Origin of the sequence: Gracilinema caldarium DSM 7334, assembly GCF_000219725.1 — a bacterium.
GTDB lineage: Bacteria > Spirochaetota > Spirochaetia > Treponematales > Breznakiellaceae > Gracilinema > Gracilinema caldarium.
The window spans coordinates 2697816-2719411 of record NC_015732.1; the positions used below are offsets into that span (position 1 = coordinate 2697816).

A 21596-nucleotide genomic window follows, 5' to 3' on the forward strand; every position below is an offset into this window, starting at 1 on the left:
TTGATGGAAAAACGTCATGGCTTAAAACAATGTCTTCTGGTAGCTCTCGCCCTTATCATCACCTTAGTCCTGACACCTGCGGCGGTCTTAGGGCAAACTAACAGCACTATACCGGCAGGCACGGTTCAGTCGCAGCCGGCAGCTCTGGTGCTATCAACCCAATTACCCCAGGAGCCCCAAAACCAAAACAGAGAAGCCCGTCTTACCCTGGCAGTGGTGGGGGATATCATGCTTTCTCGCACAGTAGATAAGGTAATACAAAGAGAATCCTGGCAGGTTCCTTTTTCCTTAGTACCGGAATCTATAAAGACTGCGGACATAGCCTTTGCCAATCTTGAATGTCCTGCTTCGTTTCGAGGAAAACCCTACCCGGGAAAACCTGAGGAGGTGACCTTTCGGGCAAATCCGGCTTCACTCTTTGGACTTAACTATGCCGGCTTTGATGTAGTATCCTTGGCGAATAACCATACGAACGATTATGGGCCGTTTGCTTTGCTGGATACCATAGCAAGCTTGAACCAGCTCGGTATTGCTTCCTGCGGTGCAGGAACCTCGAAACATGAAGCCAGAAAGCCAGTTATTCTCGAACGAAATGGCATACGGCTTGCTTTTTTAGCTTATGCTGAACCTATCTGGAGCGTGGTTGAAGCAGAGGATGGCCCACCAGAGAAGGCCGGTGTGGCTGTCCTTCGGGAAGCAGACATTATTGCTGACATACAGCAGGCCACCAAGCTTGCCGATGGCGTTCTGGTCTCCCTCCATTGGGGTGAGGAATTTCACCAGGTTCCACGGGAATCGGACCGGGCTTTAGCAAGACGGCTCATTGATGCGGGAGCGTTGGCTATACTGGGACACCATCCCCATGTACTCCAGGGGGCTGAGTGGTATCGGCAGGGAATTATTCTCTATTCTATGGGTAATTTTATATTTGATATGAAGGACGATGCAACCTATGACACGGCGGTTGCCATCATTAATATACATAAAATTATTCCTGGGCTTGTACCGTATCGAAAGATGCTCACAACTCTTAAAATTGAACGTCTAGTTTACGAGCCTATTCATATTATCCGTGGTACCTATGGACCAGGGATCCTCACTGAACAGGATAAAAAACGGATTCAAAACCTCATCGTCTCTCGGTTACAACAGTTAAACACAACCAGTTATATCCGTACAGATGGCTGTGTGGAGGTACGCTGTCCAGTGTTATCTGCTTCAAGGCAGGCTAGAATCGGGCCTTAAGATTGATGCCAATCTTTGACTGAGTTCTTCTATTCCATAAGGTTTAGGAATAACACCAGTAAAACCGTATGACCGGTATTCAGACATAACCGGCGCATCCGCATAACCAGAGGAAACAAATAGTGGAACATCTGGATCAATTTTACGAATACGTTGTGCAGTCTCTATACCACCAAGACCAGACACAACGGTTAAATCTAGAATTACAGCGCAAAAGGGACGTTGTTCATGGTGTGCTTTTTTAAATTGTTCAAGGGCAGATTCGCCATTAGCTGTAACAGTAGGTTCATAACCAAGGCGACGCAACATTCGTTCTACTACCATACGAACCGCATATTCATCATCCATAACGAGTATTTTTCCTTTTGCAAATTGTATCCTGCTAAAGGGTGCCTGTTCTTCGGCTTCTTCTGCCGGGGGCAGATAAATAGTAAAGATAGCTCCATGACCTTCCTCAGATTGAACCGCGATAGCACCGCCATGGCGTTTGAGTATAGAATAGGTAATCGCTAAACCAAGGCCTGAACCACTTTGTTTTGTCGACACATAGGGATCAAATATCTTTTCCAGCAGCGAGGCTGGAATACCAGGCCCAGAGTCTTTAAATTCTACTACGACGTATTCACCAGATGAGGGTAAAAGGGGAAAGTATTTATCTTGTATTTTAAGTTTATTCGGATCATTTACGAGTTCTTTTCTAATACGGATAGATAAGACACCGCCCTTTGACATAGCCTGGATAGCATTTAGAATGATATTGTTGAAACACTGAATAATCTGACCACTATCAATATAAGCATAGGGAATGGCATCTTCTATAGTAATCGAAGCGGCAACCGAACTACCCGCAGCAGATAACCGCAAGGCTTCCCGTACCAGCTTGGGAACATCCGTAGGTATTGGACTTGGTTCCCCACCCTTAGCAAAGGTTAAAAGCTGCCGAGACAGATCTCGGGCGCGGAAACAGGCTATTTCAGCTCGGTTTATAGCATCATATATTTCATCAGTCTCGGAAAGACTGAGCTTTACGAGACTAATATTACCTAATATTGCAGTCATGATATTGTTAAAATCGTGAGCAATTCCCCCTGCAAGGATTCCAATGGATTCTAATTTCTGGCTCCGTTCTAATTCTGAGCGTAACTGTTCAATTTCAGTGATGTCGAGTAAGATAACAAGGGCAGCCTTCTTTTCCATGTATGTAAAGGGTGAGGCCGATACAAGACAATATAATTTCGTACCATTTCTTCTCATAATAAGTACTTGCTGAGTTGTGGTAGTTTGATTTGCAATAAGAGCATTATGAAAAACCGTAAAAGCTTGTTCATCCATAGAAAGACCTAATTGGGTGATTTTGGATCCCACCAATTCTGATGGAGGTATCTGAAGCATTGCACTGGCAGATCGGTTTATATCTAATACTACCTGGGTATCTGTTTCGATAATTAGCATTCCTGCCGGACTCACATGAAAGGCTCGAACAAAATTAGCTTCTATTGAGCGAAGTGAGGCGGTTACTGCTAAACGCCGATCGACTTCCATGGTGAGATTTTTTTCAGCACTGAGATCATGAGCAATAATAATATAGCCAGAAAGGCTTTGTCCTGCAAAGAGTTTTCGTATAATCATTGATGCGGGGCTAATACGGGTTGATGAAAAATAAAAAGATACTTCAAAGGTATGTGTCTCTGAAGTATAGGCATGGTTTTGAAGCCATACCTGCGGTGGATTTGCTTCAGGAATTAAAATTGATATACTTTTTCCTCGTAAATCCTCATGAAAACTGCTTACATTACAATCAATTATACTGCCATCTGGATTACAAAGCATTACTACATCATAAACTGTTTGCAGAATCCTCTCTGATACTTCACGGCTTGTAAATGAAAGCAAATCATATCGGAACTGAGCCCAGGCTAAGCCTGCCACTAGGAAACTTAAAAAGATCGGCAGCATGGGGGGCAGATTTTCGAAACCGGCATATCTCAGAAGGAACCCGGTGATATAGGTCCCTAAAAAAGTTGGGATAAAAGAATAGAGTATAATGGAAGCTTTCTTACGCTGCAGTTCATCCTTCTGACAAAGTCCTCTAATAAAAAGAATGAGGATAGCTGCGAGCCCCAAAAAAGTATAATTGCCCACATTAACCCAATGCCAAAGAGAACCTTCATTATAAACAGCGTGCCAACCAAGAGCTACAGGGACAACCTTGAGTAAAACAGCCTGGGGATGTAATAATTGTGCAATAGTAATAAAGAGTGCTGGAGCAAGGAATATAAAAAACCAGAGTTTAAAAGTAATACCCGTAATAAGTAGACAAAAAATAAAAAAGAGTGGTGGTGCAACATACCAGATAAATGAAAAAGATAAAAACCAAAGCCTTGCTTCTAATGCTGAGGTAGCGCTAATAAAAAAACCATTCGCAAAGGTCCCAAGGGCGAAAAGAAGTGAAAGAAAAATAAATAATAAAGTGAGCGGTGTTCGGCGGAAAGTCCGATCATTTCGCCTGAAAAAATAAGCAAAAATGCCAAGAAAGAGGTATAAAAAACAGGACATGACATTTAAAAAAAATATGAGACGCATGAATACTCCTGGACACTTTATATACTCATGTAATTATTACCTACCCTTTTAGGGTTATCAATATACTCTTAGTATACTAGAGATAACATCAAATACCAGCCTCATTGACGATCATTCCGGCATAAAGTATGCTCTTTTCTCATGAAGGTCTGGATAAAATTATTCATCGGTTCCCTGCTGGGATTCTTGTTAGGGTTTGTAGTCCCTCAGGACAACCTCACCATTACAGAAGCCATTAACTGGCTTGCAAAACTAGCGATTCAAATTGGACGCTACTCCCTGGTACCAACTTTGGCCTTTTCTCTCATGATTGCTATCTATGAGCTCCGTCAAGATAAAGAGATGTGGCCACTCATACTGCGTTCTATAGGGATTATTCTAGTATCATCGGTATTTATTATCGGTTCTGGTATGTTGATAACCTTAATATTCCCACCTGCCCGTATTCCTATATTAATAGAGGGACAAAAAGAAAGCATCTCCCTTGATATAGGACAGGGGATCCTTCAGCTCTTACCCACTAATATGCTTGCAAGCCTAGTAAGTAATGGGGACTACCTGCTTCCTATCTGGATTTTTGCAATCTTACTAGGAGCCGGTTTTTCCTATGACCGGGTATACACCAAGCCTGTTATCAGTCTTGTCGATTCACTTTCTAGAATATTTTATTATATATCAATTTTCTTCTCAGAAATTCTAGGAATATTTATGATTTTTATTGGTGCATTCTGGGCTGTCCGATTTCAAGGAGCCCTCAAAGCTCAAGTATTCCAGGACATCATTATGCTTTTAGCAGGATATGGGTTTCTGCTTTGTTTTGTCATTCTTCCATTGTTTCTCTATTTTCTTGGTGGCAAGCGTACGAACCCCTGGAAACAGCTCTATGGTGCCTTAGGGCCTGCAATTGCTGGCCTTTTTTCAGGGGATCTAAACTTTACCCTGCCCTTGCTCATCCGGCATGCAAAGGAAAATCATGGTATCCAGCGGCGTTCGAATGCATTGAGTCTAGTTCTATTCAGTACCTTTGCCCGTGCAGGCAGTGCTATGGTGGCCGCTATATCACTTATTGTAATTATTAAATCCTACTCGAGCCTCGGAATCAGTGCAGGGGATCTCTTTACCATCATGTTGTTTGCAGGAATCATTTCGCTGCTCTTACCACGCTATACTGGTAATGGAGCATACATTGCACTGGCAGTCCTGTGCACCTGGTATGGGCACGGGTTTGAAGCAGGCTACCTCATTCTTAAACCAATAGCTTTCTACCTTGTATCCATAGGTACTATGATTGACGTCATAGTCGCAGCCCTTGGTACCTATGCGGTCGGTGTACTTAGTCATTTTCAGCAGGAACGGGAAACCCGGCATTTCATTTAGGCTCGGAGTAGACTTCTATCCATTTTCAGTAGACGCAGCCATAGCCCTTAGGGTACAATGCCCGGGCTATGGAAATTACTGCCGAATTTATTGATGCACTACAGGTAAATGAAGTTGCGCTCATGAAGCGCATTGCAGAAGAAATGTCGATTAACCTGGGCCAGGTTTCAGCGGTCATCGGACTTTTTACAGAGGGCTGTACGGTACCCTTTATCGCCCGGTACCGGAAAGAAAAAACCGGCAGCCTGGACGAAGTCCAGGTACGGGAAATTGATCACCGCTTTACCAGCGGGAAAAATTTGGAAAGCCGGCGGATTGAAATAATCCGGGGTATTTTTGAACAGGGAAAACTCACCGAAGCCCTCTATGAAAACATAACAAAAGCTGCCACGCTGACCGAATTGGAGGACATCTATGCCCCCTACAAACGGAAAAAGAAAACCCGGGGCATGATTGCCCAGGAAAAAGGCCTTGAACCTCTTGCCCAGGCTATGATGGAACTGGATGCAGCAGCCCTCCGAAAAAAAGCCGAGGCCTTTGTCCGTGAAGATCCAGAACATCCTGAACTTTCCGTAGCTTCCATTGACGATGCCCTCCAGGGAGCCATGGACATTATTGCTGAACAGGTTGCCCAGGATCCGGACAACCGCAGTGATATCAAGAAATTCTATCTCTCCGACGGGCGCATCATTGTAAAAGGCATCGGAGATGAGGAAAAGAAAAAAACCAGCACCTACCAGATGTACTGGGACTACACGGAACAGCTCTCACAGATTAAGCCCCACCGGGTTCTCGCAATTAACCGGGGCGAACGGGAAGGCGAACTGGAAGTTACCATCGATGTGGATGAAAACACCGCTACTGAGCTGTTACAGCGGAAATACACTATTCATAACGATTACCACAAAACAGCCATAGAAGACGGCCTGAAACGGCTCCTGTCACCGGCAGTCATTAGAGAACTCCGAGGCGATCAGAGCGATGCCGCCGACGATCACGGCATTTCCGTGTTCAGCCAGAACCTGAAAAACCTCCTCATGCAGCAGCCCATTAAGGGCACCAGGGTCCTGGGCATTGATCCGGGTATCCGCACGGGAACCAAGTGTGCAGCCCTGGATGAGACCGGTAAGTATCTGGGAAGTTTTGTCATTTATCAACATCACCCTGAAGAAGCCAAACGGGCCCTGCTCGAAGGCATCAAATCCTATAACGTCCAGCTCATTGCCGTCGGCAATGGTACAGGAAGCCACGAGGTTCAGGAGCTCGTCGCCCAGACCATCAGCGAAAATCATCTCGAAGTACTGTATACCGTAGTTGATGAAGACGGGGCTTCGGTCTATTCAGCCAGTGACATTGCCCGGGAAGAATTTCCCGACCTGGATCTCACTATCCGTGGAGCCATCTCAATTGGCCGGCGGCTCCAGGATCCCCTAGCAGAGCTGGTCAAGATTGATCCTAAATCTATTGGTGTTGGACTCTACCAGCACGACGTGAACCAGAAGAAACTCTCCGAGACCCTGGACGAAGTCGTTCAGTCGGTAGTGAACAATGTCGGGGTTAACCTCAATACCGCCAGTGTGTCTCTTCTTAAATATGTATCGGGTATTAATGGGTCCCTTGCTAAAAAACTCGTAAAATATCGGGAAGAACGGGGGAAGATCACAAGCCGAAAAGAGCTCATGGATGTCCCCGGTATGGGCCCCAAAAGTTTTGAACAGTGCGCAGGGTTCCTCAAAATCCCGGAAAGTTCCGATCCTCTGGATAATACCTGGGTGCACCCGGAAAACTATGAAATTGCCCGGGAAATCTATGACTTACTCAAAACAAAGGGCTCCCTTTCAGCGGATGATACCAGGGCTTTAAAAGAAAAATATTCCGTGGGGGATACCACCATTACCGATCTGGTTGATGAACTTAAAAAGCCCAATCGGGACCCCCGTGAGGGTTATCCGAAGCCGGTAATGCAGAAGGGGGTAGTTACCTTCGAGGACCTTCACGAAGGGATGATGATTACCGGTAAGGTGAAGAACGTAGTCGACTTTGGTGCCTTCGTAGATGTGGGGATTAAGGAAACTGCCCTGCTGCATATTTCTGAAATGAGCGATACCTTTATTCAGGACCCGATGGAAGTCCTTAAGGTGGGGGATGTCCGGGAATTCCGTATTATCGGATTAGATCTGGACCGCCGCAGGATCAGCCTGTCTTTAAAAAACCAGAGCAGTAACAGTCAGGGAACTCGGTCTAAGACAGCTGCATTTCCGCAACCCGCTGCAGGCTCAAGGTCCGCCGATACAAAAACTGCCGGCAGCCATCAATCTGCCACCGCTGGAGGGCCCCAAAGCGGTCGCCGGGTCGTGGTGGTGAAAAAATCAGGAGAAGAACGACCTACTGCCAACCGCCCGGAAACAGGTCACTCCGGTTCAGGCCGCCCCTCAGCAAGCCGCAATGACCGGGATGATGACGGCACCATGTACAATCCCTTTGCGGAAGCCCTGCGTAAGATGCAGGAAAAAAGCGGAAAGAAATAGGATCAAAATTGATGGATGAATTGCTGGACCGGGGCCTTACGGCTCTTCTGGAACAGAACCAAAAACTCAACACCATACTTACCGGAGACCAGCGCATCCGGTTCCAGGAAAAACTTGAATCCTATGTCCGGGAACTGGAACTGTTTAATCCCGCCTATGGGCTTGTAGGGGCCGAAAGCCATGAAGAGCTTATCATTAAACACATCCTCGATTCCCTGGCCCCCCTAGGCCACATTCTACGTGCCCTATCGCCCCAGCCTGCCCAGCAACACCAGCTCCTGCAGTCTCAGCCTGCCCAGCAACACCAGCTCCTGCAACCCCAGCCTGCCCTGGACCTGGCAGCCAATCTGCAGCCCAGCCCGTCTATTGCGGACGCCGGGACCGGAGCGGGCCTTCCAGGGCTTCCCCTCGCGATGGCCTTGCCCGACTGTCGGTTCACTCTTATTGAACGTATGGGCCGCCGTATCGGCTTTTTACAGAACACCCTGGCTGTCCTCGGATTAGAAAACGTCCGCCTGGAACAGGCGGACATTGAGAAGACCCGCTCCGGTCCCTTCGACCTCATTACCTTCCGGGCCTTCCGCCCCCTGGAACCACCAATACTAAGGGCTCTTGTAAGGCTCCTCACCCCGGGAGGCAAATTAGCGGCCTACAAGGGGCGGCTCGATAAAATCCGCGAAGAAATGGCTCCCATCGAATCCCTCGTTACAACCTGGGAAGCCATGCCTGTCCAGGTTCCTTTTCTGAACGAAGAACGGCATATAGTAATGATACAACCCTGATACGAATTACAAACAGCGGTACCGTAACTACCCTATTGAAAACCTCTGGTAAGCCCCTGGCAAACCTCTACCCCAATAAACCTCTGGCAAAAATCATCACCAAGAGTCTATATGAAAGAGCTTGCAAAATACGATACAGCCCGGTATGTTATTGCAATGGACATACGTGAATATCGGGTAACAGATTTGCCCTATTTGTATGAAATCTGTCTTAAAACCGGCGATAACGGTAAGGATGCCACAGAACTATTTTACGACCCCTATGTATTGGGTCAGTTTTACGCTGCCCCTTACACTCATTTTGAATCCGATTGCGTTCTCATCCTGGAAGGGACTTCACAGGGGTTACAACGTCCTCTCGGCTACATTCTAGGAACGTCCAACACAAGGGCGTATACAGACTGGTTTAACCAGTACTGGCGGCCCGCCGCCCTGGCACTATACGGAGGGACCGAAGGCGCAAAAAGCCCCACCGAAACTGCTATTCGGGCCCTCTTTGCGAAGGAACTTACCTGCCCGCCATGGGTAGCAACATACCCCGGGCACATCCACATCGACCTTCTTCCCGAAGCCCAGGGCGGCGGTTGGGGCAGAAAGCTGATGGATGCCATATCTCGCCGACTGGCTGAAAAGGGCTGTAGGGGCTTTCACCTGGGCGTAAGCGGTGCCAACGAAGGGGGCATCGCCTTTTATCGCCGCTATGGGATGCAAGAACTTGCACAGGAAAGCTGGGGCATAGTGTTTGGAAAACTGCTCTAGCATGGTATCTATCATTGGTTTATTGGGTCTCCCTATTTATGAACCAGAGTTAATTCTTGCTCAGTTCTGGCTTTTGGTAATTGGCGAATTTCTTCAATGAGTTTAGAGCTCAGCTCATCCACATGGGAAGCAACAGTGGCTATGGTTTCAGTATAGTGATTAATTTTTTCAAGCCGTTCGAGAATCTGTTTTCCTCCTGCATGTTGCTCAAAGACAATAGCTTGCACCTGCTGTTGATGTTGGACAAGGTTTTGAATTTGTGAAAACACTGCAATAAAGCTTTCATGGGTCTTTTCAGATTGAGCACGGGTCATATCGATAAGTTGTTTGATCTCTTTTAGATACCGCGAAATCGAAGTAGCCTGCACTGCAACATGTTCGGCTAGTTTTTTTATCTCCGTAGCCACCACGGTAAAACCTTTACCAAGAGACCCTGCATGAGCAGCCTCAATGGCAGCATTAATAGCTAAAAGGTTTGTTTGATTGGCAATTTCTTCTATTATGGAACTGGCATCGAGAATAGTGACTGATCGATGAGCAATGTTTTCCATTAAATCCGATATATTTGAAATATTACTCCTGTTTTCTTCGGATGAGGTGAGTAAAACCTGAGAGGTATGAATTGTAGTTGAAACAATTTCATGAATTTTGTTGATGTCTTCCACCATCTCTATAATAGTTCGTGAAGATTCGTCCATAAAGTCTTTCAGGGCACCACTAACTTCATTCAGTTTATCGATAGGCTCTTCGCTCTTAGAAAGAGTCTGAATGCTACGATTAGAAAAATCCTCCAGCATCTGTACCAGATTTTCCTTGTACGAGTTATGAAGACGGTGTATTTCCCGTTCCATGTAGTGACGGCAATTTTCTGGTTTGTTAAGGCCATTAAAAATAGCTACAGCCATCTGTTCACAGCTTTTATATCCACAGGAACTACAATCTAAAATATCTCGTTCCGATTCTTTATAAGTCTTACGGTTAATCTCATTAATAAAATTACTATCAGGCTCCCGGATCATCTTTTTAAACATGGAAGACCTATCAACATACTTACGAACATACAAATCCGGTTTCCAGAACTGTTTGATAGTTTTTAATAGTTTTCGAGAAGATCTATATCTCTGTATTGCACCTCGAGATCGGTCTTCGATTTTCTTTTCAATCTTATCGAGATTCTTACCCTGATTAAGGGTACCAGGGCCACCGTTACATCCCATTTCACAGCTTAAGCAATCTACTAACTCAAAAATGGGGGCTTCACCAGACTGAATCGATTCTCCAAGATGCGCAAAGTAATGGTACACTTCGGGGCCTTCAATTTTTCTTGTTTTTGAGGCGATATCAGGTACATGGCGAGCTACGGTCCTCATGAGTCCACCGGGCGAGGAAAAAAGGACAGCCCGCTCTGCTGGCGGCCCCTTGAATTCAACCGCAGGATACCTGGAAAGATCTATACCATGGGATTCAATGTACGCCTGAAGAGAACGAAATGTTATATTGTAGTCCCCAAGGCCTACGGCATCAAATTCTCGTCGTTTTGCATAACAGGGAGAAATAGCCGCAAGTTTATAGTTCCGATAGGCAGGATAAAATTCTCGAATCATTTTAAAAGTATGCACCATGGGACTATCAGCAGGCGCTAAGAGGGGTATAAGCTCAGGCCGATAGGTTTCTATGTAAGAAACAATAGCAGGACAGGGCTGAGCAATGATACATTCCGGATCTTGGGTTTTCTTATACTGAAGATAGGAATAGACAGTCAGTTCCGCCCCAAAACTTACATCAAAAATCGCTTCTACCCCAAGGGATTGTAAAAAACCAGCTAGTTGTTGGTACCGGCCTTCAAAACCACTGGCCGCTGCGGGGGCCATGATAGCTACTATCTTTTCCCCCCGCAAAAGGGCCTCCTGAAAAGTATCCCAATCATCAATTCCGATCCTTGCTCCATGGGTGCAGGCACTGATACAAGCACCACATCCAAGACAAAGATCACTGTTAATTTTTACATAAGATCCCGACCCATCGTTACACATCTTTGCTGGGCAGACACTGATACAACGATGGCAATTAACACATTTTTCTTCAAGCACTTTTATCACTGGTCGTTGTTGTAAAGCCATACACACCCCTTTTATTCTGAATCGGTTTAGCTTTATCAGCAATAGCATACCACTAATTAAGAAATCGGTGAATATCGATTTTAGATTTTTGTTAAAGCGCTAATATGGCTGCATTCTTTTTGTTACGTATTGGCAAACTGATTGATAGAAAAGACTGGATTGAAGATGCCCTTCATCAATATTATTGGCATGAAGAATTATTGCAGGATCAAAAAACCAATTTATTTTACCACGGGTGGGATAATCTTAATAAAGATCATATGTCTGGAATATTCTGGGCACGGGGAAATGCCTGGGCTGCATTAACTATGGCAGAGGCCCTTAAGCTCATTGATTATACTTATCCAATGTTTATGCAACTCGATGGAGCCCTGCGTGATCAGTTAAGTGCCCTGGTTCGTTTACAAACAGACAATGGACTCTGGCATACAGTACTTACGGATCCAACGTCCTATGAAGAAATCTCTGCCTCTGCGGGTATTGGCTCGGCACTTCTGCGTTATGGACACCCCCTTCATAAATCACTTGCGGAAAAGGCGTTACAAGGTGTTCTTGCGCATATTGACGAAGATGGGTCTGTACAAGATGTATCAGCAGGAACAGCTGTAATGGCTTCGGCAGAAGATTATAAACGGGTACCTAAAAAAAGAGTCCAGGGGTGGGGGCAAGGACTCGCCCTTGTATTCTTATCATACGCACTCATGAATATAAGTGAAGAACGTGAATTGTAGGCCAGCGCCCCCTCGGTGATTATTGACATCAATACAATCACCAGAGGGTAATCGGGGTTGCTCTACTACCTCTATATTTACTGTTCTATCTTCTTTAATTCTTCTTTGTCCTGTTTTAAAACTGTTGTAAAGAAATCGCTTTTAGAAGGAAGCGTAAGCTGCAACCCATAGGTATAATCGATTTCTATAGTGGCCTTCGACATATCAATTTCAAGAAGGTGACCTCCGAATGAAAGATCCTTTGAAAGGAAGTGTAAATGAAACCCAGCCATATTCACACCCGCCATATAATCGGGTAACCATACTCCTATGAGAGTACCTTCGATATTATTTGCTTCAAAGGTTGGTTGATTTTTCGTTACCTCTACCAACCGTGGATAAGGTTTTTGTTGTTTTGGAACACTACGGGTTTTGACATACGATACAGGGCCAGTTATTTTAATAAGATATGGAATATTTTTTGTTGGGAGCATTGACATTATCTTATCGTATAATGATGAAAGATTAGGAATTCGTTCATTAACTTGAAGCCTTTGATCTGTATCAAAAAAACTGACCGCTGTAAAAGGGGTTGTTACCGTCTTTGCTACTCGATACACCTTTCCATCAGCCTTTACCTGATAACATACCCCATTTAACAGAATCATCTCTCCATCAAGGCCATCAAAAGTCCCTATTCCAGTATCCCCATATTTTAAAAGGTTCTCAATCGTTTCAACCCCATCGTAAACGCCTTCTTGAAGTGCTCCTAAAGTAGAAATCTGGTAAATCACATCCCCTTTGTTTTGAGCAAAAAGGATTCCTCCAACCAACAAAACAATCAAAATACAAACGATATTTCGTCTCATATAAACCTCCAACACTATAATACGCCAAATTACAAAATACACAATTATTTTTTTTAAAATTGACAGCTCTTTTATAATGCTTATATAATCTGAAATATAAACATATCCACAAGGAGGTAAGCACATGAAGCGTATCATTATGAGTATCCTTATTAGTATAAGCATGGTAATATTGTTAGACAATGTTATTGCTCAGACAAAAAGCAAAATTGATCCTGAGAAAGAAAAAAAAGTAATTAACCTCGTTAACAGTGGTATTACCTTTATTCAAAAAAATGGTATTGATAAGGCAGTAAAGGCTTTTCAAGATACTAAGGGAGGGTTTATTGATGGAGAATTTTATATTTTCCTTTATGACCTTGAGGGAAATGCTCTTGTGGTGGGAAGCAATACAAGTCTTATCGGTAAAAATCTCATGAACATATCCAGTACCGATCGAAATGGTAATAAGGTATACCAGGTGAAGGAATTAATTAATATTGCCAAAACAAAAGGGGAAGGATGGTTCGAATGGGCATGGCAGAACCCAGAAACAAAAAAATTTGGACCGAAACGGGGTTACGCAAAACGAATCGATGTTGAGGGCAAATCATATATGATAGGTTCAGGTTATTATGTAGGTGATGAAGATTAGATTAATTTATAATCAGGGGATTATGTTCCCCTGATTCCAAAAAAAATTAAATTTGTGAGCCATCATGAAATTTTCATTCAACAATAGGACCTTATTTCAAAAGCTCCTATGTATTCCAGTTTTAATAGTTGTTGTATTTTCAATAATTACAGGTTTTTTCTTTTTCAATCAACGTCAGATTCAATTAACAATGAAATATTTTAATAATTCATTAAACTACTACGAGAAAAGTCTTGAATTTACCACATTGCTTACCAGTAGTTTTGAGCGCATGCTGTTAGCAGCTCAGTATTACACCTCGGGAATACATTCAGAACAAAAAACAATTCAGGAAATAGATGCTATTAAAAAGAGTCTTAAAGATTTACAAAATACTTTTGTAATTTTTAAAGATATTTTAAGTGATGAGCTGTATCAAAAAACTCAACATGCTATTACAGTATATCTTGAGTTTTCACAATACTACCTGGATTCTATTCTTATTGAAGCATCAGTTGTTGCAGGTTACCTACCATCACTCCATGAAAGTTTTGTTGTCTTAGAAGATATTATCACTGAAAGCAATGATCGAATCGAAGAAGATTTTAATAAAACTAAGGTTGATTTAACAAATTTGCTTACAACCTTTGCAACATTTCTCATTTTTATAATGTTACTTAGTGCTGTAATCTTTTTTAGTCTTTCTTTTTCTATTTCTAACGCAATAGTAAAACGGATGATACAAATTCTCACTTTTATGAAGGATCTGTCAGCGGGAAACCTTACTAGTGATATTCAAGACCCCTACAAAGACGAAATTGGGAATATTATAAGACTTTGTCATGACGTACGTTCGTACTTGACTACAATGGTTAAAAATATAGAACAGGTTATTATAAGTAATAGAAATGTTGTTGAACAATTATCACATCAATCTTCTGAATTTACCTCTGCTATTGAAGAAATGAGAAGCCAGACAGATATTATGAACAAGAACACAGGGCTTCTCCATGAAGAAATAGATTCTGCAAGCAAAGCAACAGAAGAAATAAAAAAAGAAATTGATGATATTGTTAAAACTATTAAGCAACAATTCAGCCTTAATCAGCAAGTGACCGATTTTATTTCACTTTTTATTGATGATATATATGCCATTTCACAACTTACAAATGAAAAAATACATATCACTCGTGAACTCATTGCTAAAACAACAACGGCTGAAGAAGTGGTAAACGACTACCATATATTAATGGATGAAATGAAAAAATCGACCGAAGCCATATCAGAGATGATTAGCATTATTAATAATGTAGCAGAACAGACGAATCTGTTAGCACTTAACGCTGCAATCGAAGCAGCCCATGCAGGAGAAGCAGGAAAAGGATTTGCAGTTGTAGCCGATGAAATAAAAAAACTTTCCGAACTTACCAAAGAACGGGTAGATACTGCAGGGATGTCTTTACGGGATTTAATTGAAAAAATTCACCGTGGGTCTGATTATAGCACTGATACCCAACATATCATTGGGGAAATCTTAAATGGAATAAAGACAGTTGCAGCGAGTGTGGAAGAAATAGGAACTGTTATGAATACAACAAATGAAAAGAATATACAAATAAAAGAAATGGTTACTCAACTCAAAGAAATTACAAGTAATATAAACAATGCAAGTAAAACTATTGATGCTCGTACAAACCTCATTAATATTTCAATAGAGAAGGTACGGAACCTTTCGTTGGAGCATAAAAGCGGTATTGGAGAAATTACAATTGGCATACAACAAATATTTGAGCTTACTCCTACTCTCACCGCTTTGAGTAAAACTAATCAAGATAACAATTTGATTCTTGAAAAAGAAATAAAGGAATTCACAATACAGTGATAATCGCATTTCCCCCTTGTCCTGCAGGGTTCCTTTGTGGTAGTCTGCGGCTAGACAGTACACCATCGGTCCATATATGCCCCGTAATACGGTCGGGGTGTTTCTACCAGGGAGCCGTAAACCTCCTGACTATGGGCTGAGAAACACATCAGGCAACTCTCAGAAAAGTACTTTGAGGAGCATCAGCTCCGGGAGCTTAAACACTCCATTATATTTTTCTGAGGAATGGCCATTCATTGCGGACCGAGCGGTATACGTCAATCCAAGACGGGGAGGGTCCGCCTATGTATGCTAAAGGTCCACAGCTCTACGAAGGCAAGGCTAAAAAGGTCTTTGCCACCACCGATCCAGATCTGGTTATTATCCACTATAAAGACGACGCCACAGCCTTTAACGGCGAAAAAAAAGGCCAGATAGAGGACAAGGGGGTCATGAACAACCGCATTACCTCTATTCTCTTTTCCCACCTCGCCCAAGCAGGGATCCCTACCCATTTTATCGAACAGCTGAACGACCGCGATATGGTCTGCAAAAAGGTTACCATTATCCCCCTGGAAGTAATTATCCGAAACGTCGCCGCCGGTTCCATGTCAAAGCGCCTTGGTGTTGCCGAAGGAACCGAATTAAAAACAACGGTATTCGAAATCTCCTATAAAAATGATGCTTTGGGAGATCCCCTCATCAACGATTACCATGCGGTGGCTATAGGACTGGCAAGCTTTGCTGAATTGGAAGAAATATATCACCTTGCCGGCAGAATAAACGAAAGCCTCAAGGTCTTTTTCCTTGAACGGGGTATCAGGCTCATCGATTTTAAGCTTGAATTCGGCCGGACGAGCCAGGGTGAGCTGGTATTGGCCGACGAGATATCCCCCGACACCTGCCGTTTCTGGGATGCTGCAACGAATGAAAAACTGGACAAGGACCGGTTCCGCCGGGATCTGGGAAATGTGAAAGAAGCATACATCGAAATTCTGTCGCGGATCAGCCGCTAGCGGCAAAGGGCACAGTATATGCGGGACGAACAGCTCTCTGAACAGTTCTATACGGAGGATAAACTCCACGAAGAATGCGGCGTTTTCGGGGTGTACTCGAGCAAGACCGACCGGAATGTGGCGCCCCTGGTGTACTATGGCCTTTTTTCACTTCAGCACCGGGGCCAGGAAAGCGCCGGTATTGCTGTAGCCCACGATGGTTCGATCGAATGCCGGAAAGGAATGGGCCTCGTGGGTGAAGTCTTTGACCCCGCAACCCTTTCCCAGCTTTCGGGCCCCCTTGCCATCGGCCATGTTCGCTATTCTACCGCCGGATCCAGTACCATCGAAAATGCCCAGCCCTTTGTCAGCCGCTTTAAACTGGGATCTATCGCAGTGGCTCACAACGGCAACCTGACCAATGCCACCGTCGTCCGGGAACTCCTGGAAGACGCGGGAGTAGGCTTTGTATCCTCCAGCGACAGCGAAGTTATCATCAATCTTATCGCAAAAAATTATAAAAAGGGACTCGAAAAGGCCCTCACCGATACGATCCAGTTCATCAAAGGGAGCTATGCCCTCGTCGTGATGACCGAATCCTGCCTGGTGGGAGCCCGGGACCCCCATGGTATCCGGCCCCTCTGTCTCGGAAAGATTGATGAAGGCTGGGTACTGGCAAGCGAATCCTGTGCCATCGATGCGGTAGGCGGCGAATTCGTGCGGGATATTGACCCGGGGGAAATTGTTGTGATCGACCAGAACGGAGTCCTTTCGTTCCGGTTTGGCGAACGGACCCGAAAAGCGGTCTGTGCCTTTGAGTACATCTATTTTGCCCGGCCGGACAGCACCATCGACTCGGTGGATGTTTATCAGGCCCGCATCCGGGCAGGGGAAATCCTTGGCCGGGAAGCGGTGGTCCCTGCGGATATCGTCATTGGGGTCCCTGATTCAGGGGTTCCCGCCGCAATCGGCTATGGCCGGGCCACGGGCACACCCTTCGGCTTCGGCATCGTGAAAAGCAAATATGTAGGCAGAACCTTTATCGCCCCAAGCCAGGATGAACGGGAACGGGCCGTATCGGTGAAACTGAATGTCCTCAAAAGTGAAGTGGCCGGGAAACGGGTCGTGATTATCGATGATTCCATCGTCCGGGGGACCACGAGCCGGCGCCTGGTTATGCTCCTGCGGCAGGCAGGAGCCAAGGAAGTCCATTTCCGGGTCTGTTCACCGCCGGTCCGATTTCCCTGCTATTTTGGCATCGACACCCCCCACCGGAAGGACCTTATCGGCAACGCCAACAGTGTAGAAGAAATCTGCAAAGCCATCGGCGCGGACAGCCTGGCTTTTATTTCTACTGGAGGGCTCTTAGAAGCCCTGAACGGAGAAAACGGTTACTGCCTTGGCTGTTTCACCGGCGAATACCCCGCTCCCACACCGGGGGAAGCATAATAATGAGCATATTAGTGAAACGAAACAAACCAGGGCGCTTCTAAAACTTCAGTTTTAGAAGCGTCCACAACAAGGAAGCACAATGGATTATAAGGAAGCAGGAGTTGATATTACCGAAGGCTACCGGGCGGTAGAACGCTATAAGGACCTGGCCGCCGGAACATTAACCGATGGCATCGTCGCCCGTTCGGTCATCAATGAAATAGGCAGTTTTGCGGGCATGCTGTCCCTCAAGGAGCTCATTCACGCCGGCAAGGGCATGGATGACCCGGTCCTCGTGTCTGGCACCGACGGGGTAGGCACCAAGCTGGATATCGCCTTCCGTATGAAAAAGTACGACACTGTCGGCATAGACTGCGTCGCCATGTGCGTCAACGACGTACTCTGCCATGGTGCCCGGCCCCTCTTTTTCCTGGACTACCTGGCCTGCGGTAAATTGGATGCAGAAATAGCAGCCGCCCTTGTAAAAGGGGTCGCCATAGGCTGCCGGGAAACCGGCTCGGTGCTCCTCGGGGGCGAAACGGCAGAAATGCCCGGTTTCTATGATGAAGGTAAATATGATATTGCCGGTTTCTCCGTCGGCATCGTAGACCGGAAAAACATCGTGAAGGGAGAGAAGATTCAGATTGATGATGTGCTCCTGGGTCTTGCATCCTCAGGTCCCCATTCCAACGGCTACAGTCTCATCCGAAAAGCTATCCCCGACCTGGATGAGGACTTCGGCGGCATGCCCATCGGTTATGCCCTGCTCGAACCTACCAGGCTCTATGTAAAGCCCATCCTTGCCCTCATGGAAAAGATAGAAATTCGCGGTATGGCCCATATCACCGGCGGCGGATTTTATGAAAATATCCCCCGGATGTTTGCCGAGCCCCGAACCGCGATTATCCGAAACGGCTCCTGGCCGATTCCGCCCATCTTTGCCCGGATTGCCTATGGTGCTGCAACCGGCGGCAAGGGCCCCCTTCGCGGTGGGGCGGCCCAGGAAGCCGGTGCCCAGCTACTCCAGAAGGACGAAGCCCTGCGGCACAGCATGTTCAACACCTTTAATATGGGCATCGGCTTCGTCATTGCGGTCCGGGGCGAGGATGCCCAGACTGCCATCGAATTCCTGGACAGCCAGGGCTACCCAGCCTTTGTGATCGGACGGGTCGGCCCCTATCCTTTAGGGTCGCAGACTATGGGGTCCAACCCTATGGGGGCAAAAGGATCCGGCACAGAACCGGATGCAGGACCCAAAAGCGGGAAAAATCCTGGTCTCGGTGAGGTGCAGTTTGAATAAGAATGCTGTCACCGGAGCGGCCGCGACAGAAAAAAAGGTTTCTGTTGCGGTGCTTGTCTCAGGCAATGGAACGAACCTGCAGGCCCTCCTCGATGCAGAACGGGCCGGCCGCCTAGCCCAGGCTTCCATCAAACTGGTGATATCCGATCGGCCAGGGGCTTACGCCCTTGAACGGGCAAAGCAGGCCGGAAAGCCGGCGATGCTTATCGAGCCAAACCGAAGCATCCCCCGGGACGAGCGGAGGCTCGACCTTTCAAACCGGATACTGGCGGCAGTGCAGAATACGGGCGTGGAGCTTATCGTCCTTGCGGGTTTTCTGTCCATACTGCAGGGGCCCATTCTGGAATATTACCGGGGAAGGATCATCAATATACACCCTTCCCTCCTCCCCAAATTCGGCGGCCCCGGCATGTACGGCGAACGGGTACATCAGGCAGTACTCGAGGCGGGGGAAATGGTTTCCGGTTGCACGGTTCATATCGTCGACCAGGGAACCGATACGGGGCCCATACTGCTGCAGCGGACCGTTCCGATCCTCCCTCAGGATACGCCGGACAGCCTGGCGAATCGGATTCATAGCGAAGAACATATTGCCATCGTCGATGGTGTTATAGAACTTGTAACCCGTCTGGGTTATACCACCTAAGGGGTACTTTTAAGGTACCCATGGGACATACAAAGGACGAGCGATGAAGAAGCGTGCCCTCCTCAGTGTTTTTGATAAAACCGGTATTGCAGAACTTGCCCGGTTTCTTGTCCAGCAGGACTGGGAACTCCTTTCCACCGGCGGAACCGCCAAATACCTGAAGGACCAGGGACTGCCGGTAACGGATGTATCTGCGGTAACGGGTTTTCCCGAATGCCTCGACGGCCGGGTAAAGACCCTCCATCCGGCTATTCATGCGGGGCTCCTTGCCCGACGGGATCTCAGTGAACATATGGAAACCCTGAAAACCCTGGGACTGGGCACCATCGATCTGGTCTGCGTCAACCTGTACCCCTTCTTTGAAAAAGTCCAGGCCGGGCTCTCGCTGGAAGATACGGTAGAGTTCATCGATATTGGCGGGCCGACCATGCTTCGCTCAGCCGCAAAAAACTTTGCCCATGTACTGGTTCTGACTGACCCGACAGACTATGCCGAAGTCCAGAACTACCTTTCTGCAGGCGAAGTGCCGATCGCTTTCCGCAAACGGCTCGCGGGCAAGGTGTTTAACTTGACCTCTGCCTATGACGGGGCTATTTCCCGTTACCTTTTGGAAGAAACATACCCCCAGTACTGGCCCCTGAGCCTCGTAAAAAAACAGAGCCTCCGCTACGGGGAAAATGCCCACCAGAGTGCAGCCCTCTATGTGCATACCGACAGCCCCGGCGCCCTTGGCACCATGGAACAATTGCAGGGCAAAGAATTAAGCTACAACAACATCCGGGACCTGGACCTGGCCTGGAAGGCCGCCTGTGCCCTGGGGGTTCGCTTCCCCAAGGGCACTATCGTCCCGCCCCTGGGTTATATTGATGAAGAGCTCATCGGCCGCCCCGCCGCTTCCCAGCAGGGAAGCAGCGCCGGCACCAGCTCTGATTCGGCAGCCGCCGTCGTCCCGACGGCCGCCACCCCTGTGGCCGCCAATTTCCCGGTGGCCGATTTCTCCGCGACCGCCAACCCGGCGACTGCCGATTTCCTGCCGGCCTGTGTGGCGGTTAAGCACAACACACCCTGCGGGGTCGCTCTGGGCTCTACCCTCCTCGAAGCCTATGAAAAGGCCTACGCCTGCGACCCGGTTTCCATATTCGGCGGCATTGTGGCCTGCACTTCCACCGTGGATGCCGCCACCGCCCAGCGGCTGGCGGAACTGTTCCTCGAAATCGTCGTCGCCCCCGATTTCACCAGTGAAGCCCTCGAAATCTTTAGGGCAAAGAAAAACCTCCGGGTCATGCGGGCGACCCTCCCGCCCCAGGATAGGATGGAATGTATTTCTGTTGATGGAGGTCTTCTCGTTCAGTCCCGGGATAACCGGCTTATCGAAAAATGGGAGGTTGTTACCCAAAAAGCACCGGATCCATCAGATATTGATGACATGCTCTTCGGCATGCGGGTCGTTACCTATGTAAAATCCAACGCCATTGTGGTGGTGAAGGACGGCTCCGCCCTCGGTATCGGCGGCGGTCAGACCAACCGTATCTGGGCCGCTTCCCAGGCGCTTGAACGGGCGGCGACGGTAACCGGCCCGGCCGATCGGGCACGGGTCCTCGCATCAGACGCCTTCTTCCCCTTTGCAGACGTGGTCGAAGCCGCCGCCGCCGCAGGGATCACCACCATCATACAGCCCGGCGGCAGTATTCGGGATAAGGAATCTATCGAGGCGGCGGACCGACTGGGCATTGCCATGGTCTTTACCGGTTGCCGGCATTTCAAGCATTAATATTGC

The 21596-nt window shown here is 46.8% G+C and carries 16 protein-coding genes and 1 riboswitch; of the genes, 13 read left to right on the plus strand and 3 right to left on the minus strand.

What is annotated here, in order from left to right:
- Positions 1–3 precede the first annotated feature (3 nt).
- Complete coding sequence (locus tag SPICA_RS15005) at positions 4–1245, plus strand: CapA family protein (RefSeq protein WP_169311885.1); 1242 nt, start codon at positions 4–6, stop codon at positions 1243–1245.
- Here the strand turns inward: SPICA_RS15005 and SPICA_RS15010 are convergent.
- Complete coding sequence (locus SPICA_RS15010) at positions 1219–3828, minus strand: ATP-binding protein (RefSeq protein WP_013969794.1); 2610 nt, start codon at positions 3826–3828, stop codon at positions 1219–1221. The genes SPICA_RS15005 and SPICA_RS15010 overlap by 27 nt on opposite strands.
- Before the next feature lie 141 nt (positions 3829–3969).
- Between SPICA_RS15010 and SPICA_RS12200 the strand changes: the two genes are divergently transcribed.
- The 4 genes from SPICA_RS12200 to SPICA_RS12215 all read left to right on the plus strand — a co-directional run bounded on the left by SPICA_RS12200 (position 3970) and on the right by SPICA_RS12215 (position 9274).
- Positions 3970–5205: a dicarboxylate/amino acid:cation symporter gene (locus SPICA_RS12200; RefSeq protein WP_013969795.1), complete on the plus strand. Its 1236-nt coding sequence runs from the start codon at positions 3970–3972 to the stop codon at positions 5203–5205.
- Positions 5206–5273: 68 nt separating this feature from the next.
- On the plus strand, positions 5274–7733 hold the full coding sequence (locus SPICA_RS12205; RefSeq protein ID WP_013969796.1) for a helix-hairpin-helix domain-containing protein: 2460 nt from the start codon (positions 5274–5276) through the stop codon (positions 7731–7733).
- Positions 7734–7744: 11 nt separating this feature from the next.
- Positions 7745–8515, plus strand: coding sequence for a 16S rRNA (guanine(527)-N(7))-methyltransferase RsmG (gene rsmG, locus SPICA_RS12210; RefSeq protein ID WP_013969797.1), 771 nt, complete (start codon positions 7745–7747; stop codon positions 8513–8515).
- Positions 8516–8626: 111 nt separating this feature from the next.
- Positions 8627–9274: a GNAT family N-acetyltransferase gene (locus tag SPICA_RS12215; protein ID WP_013969798.1), complete on the plus strand. Its 648-nt coding sequence runs from the start codon at positions 8627–8629 to the stop codon at positions 9272–9274.
- Between the two features lie 32 nt (positions 9275–9306).
- Here the strand turns inward: SPICA_RS12215 and SPICA_RS12220 are convergent, their stop codons facing one another.
- Entirely contained in the window at positions 9307–11394 is a 2088-nt protein-coding gene (locus SPICA_RS12220; RefSeq protein ID WP_013969799.1) for a [Fe-Fe] hydrogenase large subunit C-terminal domain-containing protein, read from the minus strand.
- A gap of 104 nt (positions 11395–11498) precedes the next feature.
- Here SPICA_RS12220 and SPICA_RS12225 point away from each other — a divergent pair, with 104 nt between their 5' ends.
- Positions 11499–12125 carry a glycoside hydrolase family 88 protein gene (locus SPICA_RS12225; protein WP_041396247.1) on the plus strand — a complete coding sequence of 209 codons (627 nt, stop codon included), beginning with the start codon at positions 11499–11501 and terminating at the stop codon, positions 12123–12125.
- 77 nt (positions 12126–12202) lie between these two features.
- On the opposite strand, the gene budA is transcribed toward SPICA_RS12225, so the two are convergent.
- A complete protein-coding gene (gene budA / locus SPICA_RS12230) occupies positions 12203–12973 on the minus strand; it encodes an acetolactate decarboxylase (protein ID WP_013969800.1) in 771 nt (256 codons plus the stop codon).
- Positions 12974–13097: 124 nt separating this feature from the next.
- On the opposite strand from budA, the gene SPICA_RS12235 reads away from it, so the two are divergent.
- The 7 genes from SPICA_RS12235 to SPICA_RS12265 all read left to right on the plus strand — a co-directional run bounded on the left by SPICA_RS12235 (position 13098) and on the right by SPICA_RS12265 (position 21590).
- Positions 13098–13607, plus strand: coding sequence for a cache domain-containing protein (locus SPICA_RS12235; protein WP_013969801.1), 510 nt, complete (start codon positions 13098–13100; stop codon positions 13605–13607).
- A 64-nt stretch (positions 13608–13671) separates the two neighbouring features.
- Entirely contained in the window at positions 13672–15468 is a 1797-nt protein-coding gene (locus SPICA_RS12240) for a methyl-accepting chemotaxis protein (RefSeq protein WP_013969802.1), read from the plus strand.
- Between the two features lie 50 nt (positions 15469–15518).
- A riboswitch (purine riboswitch) is annotated at positions 15519–15620 on the plus strand.
- A gap of 132 nt (positions 15621–15752) precedes the next feature.
- Positions 15753–16463, plus strand: a complete 711-nt coding sequence (purC, locus tag SPICA_RS12245) for a phosphoribosylaminoimidazolesuccinocarboxamide synthase (protein ID WP_013969803.1) — start codon at positions 15753–15755, stop codon at positions 16461–16463.
- A gap of 18 nt (positions 16464–16481) precedes the next feature.
- Entirely contained in the window at positions 16482–17891 is a 1410-nt protein-coding gene (gene purF / locus SPICA_RS12250) for an amidophosphoribosyltransferase (RefSeq protein ID WP_013969804.1), read from the plus strand.
- A gap of 82 nt (positions 17892–17973) precedes the next feature.
- Complete coding sequence (purM, locus tag SPICA_RS12255; RefSeq protein ID WP_013969805.1) at positions 17974–19173, plus strand: phosphoribosylformylglycinamidine cyclo-ligase; 1200 nt, start codon at positions 17974–17976, stop codon at positions 19171–19173.
- Positions 19166–19819 carry a phosphoribosylglycinamide formyltransferase gene (gene purN, locus SPICA_RS12260; protein WP_013969806.1) on the plus strand — a complete coding sequence of 218 codons (654 nt, stop codon included), beginning with the start codon at positions 19166–19168 and terminating at the stop codon, positions 19817–19819. The genes purM and purN overlap by 8 nt, the downstream gene beginning before the upstream one ends.
- Before the next feature lie 43 nt (positions 19820–19862).
- Positions 19863–21590 carry a bifunctional phosphoribosylaminoimidazolecarboxamide formyltransferase/inosine monophosphate cyclohydrolase gene (locus SPICA_RS12265; protein ID WP_013969807.1) on the plus strand — a complete coding sequence of 576 codons (1728 nt, stop codon included), beginning with the start codon at positions 19863–19865 and terminating at the stop codon, positions 21588–21590.
- Positions 21591–21596: the final 6 nt, after the last annotated feature.

Bases quoted from the DNA above. Each gene is read 5' to 3' on its own strand.
- SPICA_RS15005 (WP_169311885.1), top strand. From the start codon at position 4: ATGGAAAAACGTCATGGCTTAAAACAATGTCTTCTGGTAGCTCTCGCC.
- SPICA_RS15010 (WP_013969794.1), bottom strand. From the start codon at position 3,828: ATGCGTCTCATATTTTTTTTAAATGTCATGTCCTGTTTTTTATACCTC.
- SPICA_RS12200 (WP_013969795.1), top strand. From the start codon at position 3,970: ATGAAGGTCTGGATAAAATTATTCATCGGTTCCCTGCTGGGATTCTTG.
- SPICA_RS12205 (WP_013969796.1), top strand. From the start codon at position 5,274: ATGGAAATTACTGCCGAATTTATTGATGCACTACAGGTAAATGAAGTT.
- rsmG (WP_013969797.1), top strand. From the start codon at position 7,745: ATGGATGAATTGCTGGACCGGGGCCTTACGGCTCTTCTGGAACAGAAC.
- SPICA_RS12215 (WP_013969798.1), top strand. From the start codon at position 8,627: ATGAAAGAGCTTGCAAAATACGATACAGCCCGGTATGTTATTGCAATG.
- SPICA_RS12220 (WP_013969799.1), bottom strand. From the start codon at position 11,394: ATGGCTTTACAACAACGACCAGTGATAAAAGTGCTTGAAGAAAAATGT.
- SPICA_RS12225 (WP_041396247.1), top strand. From the start codon at position 11,499: ATGGCTGCATTCTTTTTGTTACGTATTGGCAAACTGATTGATAGAAAA.
- budA (WP_013969800.1), bottom strand. From the start codon at position 12,973: ATGAGACGAAATATCGTTTGTATTTTGATTGTTTTGTTGGTTGGAGGA.
- SPICA_RS12235 (WP_013969801.1), top strand. From the start codon at position 13,098: ATGAAGCGTATCATTATGAGTATCCTTATTAGTATAAGCATGGTAATA.
- SPICA_RS12240 (WP_013969802.1), top strand. From the start codon at position 13,672: ATGAAATTTTCATTCAACAATAGGACCTTATTTCAAAAGCTCCTATGT.
- purC (WP_013969803.1), top strand. From the start codon at position 15,753: ATGTATGCTAAAGGTCCACAGCTCTACGAAGGCAAGGCTAAAAAGGTC.
- purF (WP_013969804.1), top strand. From the start codon at position 16,482: ATGCGGGACGAACAGCTCTCTGAACAGTTCTATACGGAGGATAAACTC.
- purM (WP_013969805.1), top strand. From the start codon at position 17,974: ATGGATTATAAGGAAGCAGGAGTTGATATTACCGAAGGCTACCGGGCG.
- SPICA_RS12265 (WP_013969807.1), top strand. From the start codon at position 19,863: ATGAAGAAGCGTGCCCTCCTCAGTGTTTTTGATAAAACCGGTATTGCA.